Annotated in this window: 3 protein-coding genes; 2 read left to right on the forward strand and 1 reads right to left on the reverse strand. The window is 57.5% G+C overall.

Features of this window, described 5'->3' with window-relative positions; translation table 11 throughout:
• Nucleotides 1–447 precede the first annotated feature (447 nt).
• Both ACZ4VL_RS40415 and ACZ4VL_RS40420 read left to right on the forward strand, forming a co-directional pair.
• Nucleotides 448–645 (forward strand): hypothetical protein, encoded by a 198-nt coding sequence (locus ACZ4VL_RS40415; protein ID WP_262235977.1) that lies wholly within the window; start codon nucleotides 448–450, stop codon nucleotides 643–645.
• Nucleotides 642–1,625 (forward strand): hypothetical protein, encoded by a 984-nt coding sequence (locus tag ACZ4VL_RS40420; RefSeq protein WP_468210986.1) that lies wholly within the window; start codon nucleotides 642–644, stop codon nucleotides 1,623–1,625. Before ACZ4VL_RS40415 ends, ACZ4VL_RS40420 begins: the two co-directional genes overlap by 4 nt.
• Nucleotides 1,626–1,711: 86 nt before the next feature.
• Here the strand turns inward: ACZ4VL_RS40420 and ACZ4VL_RS40425 are convergent, their stop codons facing one another.
• Complete coding sequence (locus ACZ4VL_RS40425; protein ID WP_164167238.1) at nucleotides 1,712–2,176, reverse strand: hypothetical protein; 465 nt, start codon at nucleotides 2,174–2,176, stop codon at nucleotides 1,712–1,714.
• Nucleotides 2,177–2,464 lie beyond the last annotated feature (288 nt).

Below are 2,464 nucleotides of genomic sequence, written 5' to 3' on the forward strand. Positions count from 1 at the left end.
GAGGGGGGGGGTTGTCGGGTGCCTCCATGCACCCGATCCCGGCGCGCTGCGCACCGGGCCCCGCCTGCGGCGGTCCGGTTCTGCTCCTGCAGAACCGTCGAACCCCGGCGGGGCTTCTCTCGCCCGATGCTCTCCGTCAGACAAATAAAAAAGCCGCCCACTGGGCGGCTTCTTCATTTATCTGGCGGAGAGAGGGGGATCGGATCGACCCGAACCTAATCCCTTGACCCTGCAACAGATCGCAAACCGGACATGTGTCCTGTGTTGTGTCCTGCCCATCATAGCCGTCCACTGGCCGGCATTGTGCAAGGGTGATAGATGTCTACCAAGACAGCGGAGGCGCCGCCGTAAGGACATTGGTTGCGATGCTCAGACAGGCAGTGAAGAGACTGGAAAGCTGAATGGGGCCCTCTTGCATTGGGCGTTGGAGGTCATATGATCAGCGACATGAAGCAATTCTTTAGCCAGTTCACCATCGCCAAGCGAGGGCAGAAGGACACCTTCTACGAGGTCAACCGTGACGGTGCCCTTGTGCTTAACCGTGATGGGCTTCTTAAGTCTGGCCGCATGAAGCGTCAGCTGGACGCCGCACGTGATCTTCGCGACCTCAAGGTTGCCAAGGAAAAGGGTTCGTCCTCCAAATGACGAGCTTGGCCCTGCTGGCCGTCCTCTTGGCGGCGGGCTGGTATTTTTATCGGCAGTGGCGATACACGCGATTTGAGGCACTCCACCATCCGGGGCACCCTCAGTATTTCGGCGCTGCTCTCTGCTCGGTTTACTTGTTCGGCATCAGCGCCGGGCTGCATGCGTTGGCGTTGCGGCATTCCACCTACAGCTTGTATCTAGGCAAGCTCCAGGGGATGTTGCCCCTTCAGATAAGTGATAAGCAGTCGGCTGAAGGGCTGACTCTGCATCTCGCGATCACTCTGTGGTGTCTACTCCTTGGGGCCGCGCTTCCAATCCTGCTCAATGTTCCGTTGGTCCGAACCCGATCACTCGCCCAGTTGATCGCCTCACGTCACGGCGCGATTGACGCCATCGAGAGCCTTGCTATCAAGTGCGAAGAAGATGGCACGCTGGTTGCGTTGACCCTAGACAACAGCAAGGTCTACGTCGGCCTGTTGGACGAGTTCACGGGTCCGAGAGTGGGTAAGGAGTGGGTGGGCATGACCCCTGTTGCGTCAGGCTACAGGGATGACAAAGGTAAGCTGGTCTTCACGACCTACTACGACATCAAGCTGCCGGATGACGCGACCATGGAGATATTTCAGGTCATAGTCTCGATGAAGCAAATCATCTCCGCGCAGGCCTTCGATCTGGAGCTCTACAAACAGTTCCAGCAGCCTGAGGCTCATACTCAAGCCGTGGCGGACAGGAAAGAGCTTGCTCCCCAGCGATCTTCCCTGGTTGTGGACAATACCCGGCACACCTTCTATCTGGGACTGCCCATTCTCCTGCTTTTGTCGCCTTACGTCGGATTGAAGTCCGCCATTGGTGGACTGAGCATGGTCATTGCTGCAGGTCTGTCCTGTCTAGCAGCTGAGAAGCTACGACGACGGCAGGTGAAGCCTGGAGCGGACGTCAATTCCGCTCCCCTGGAAACGGATGAAGTGCATTTCGTATAGCCAGCTCCAGAGCGCGATTCCACGAAGCATTGGATGGCAAGCGAAGAGCCGCGGCTCCAATTCTGCCCGGTGATGCCTGCACGGTGTCATTCGCCTAACTTAGCGAGCCATTTGGAAATGAGTTGGTGAGAAGCACTGTCCGGATCCCTCAGAATGGAGATGGTGTCGGTCATGGTGGTCTTCTCCCACTTTGCGGGATGGGTGACGATATCCGCGTAGTAGCCCAGCACTTCGACCTTTCGGAAGTGGCGGAACCACACACCCAATTCTGCTTCCGGAGCTCTGATGTAGTTATATGGCCCGGTGACCCGGGCCAATGCGCACGGATAATGGTGGGCGACCACTAAGATGATGTCGCCTACCTCCATGCAGTGGGCGAAATCCCAGTAGTCTCGCTGGCTCTGGTCGATGTCTTGTTGCTTCACATCCGTCAGATCGCCCGGGGGACTTGCAAAGTCCAATCCCACGTATCCCAAACCGAGTGACCGGGTGGTATGAGCGACTGCTCGGGTGCTGTCCGAAGGGTGCAACTGCATGCGCCAGAACGTCATAGAAATCCCTTTCCTTGGATGTGTGGTGAGAGCGACGGCTTAGCCGGCCTTCACCTAATCCTACTGGGGGATCCAGACCGGTGCGAGGCAAATTTGGGGCTGGTTGGTTGCTCGGTCCAACGCAGATTCTCGGACGGCCTTGTGTGCCTGGTAAGGCGTATCAATCAAGGTTGGTAAATCATCGGCTTTGCATGTCGAACGAGGAGAATCTGCAACCCGCTCAGCATGGCAAATGCCCCCAATGCGCCCATCAGGCTGAGCACCGTCAGAGCCCACCACTGCTACCAC

The sequence above is a fragment of the Streptomyces sp. NPDC029014 genome, assembly GCF_055564695.1.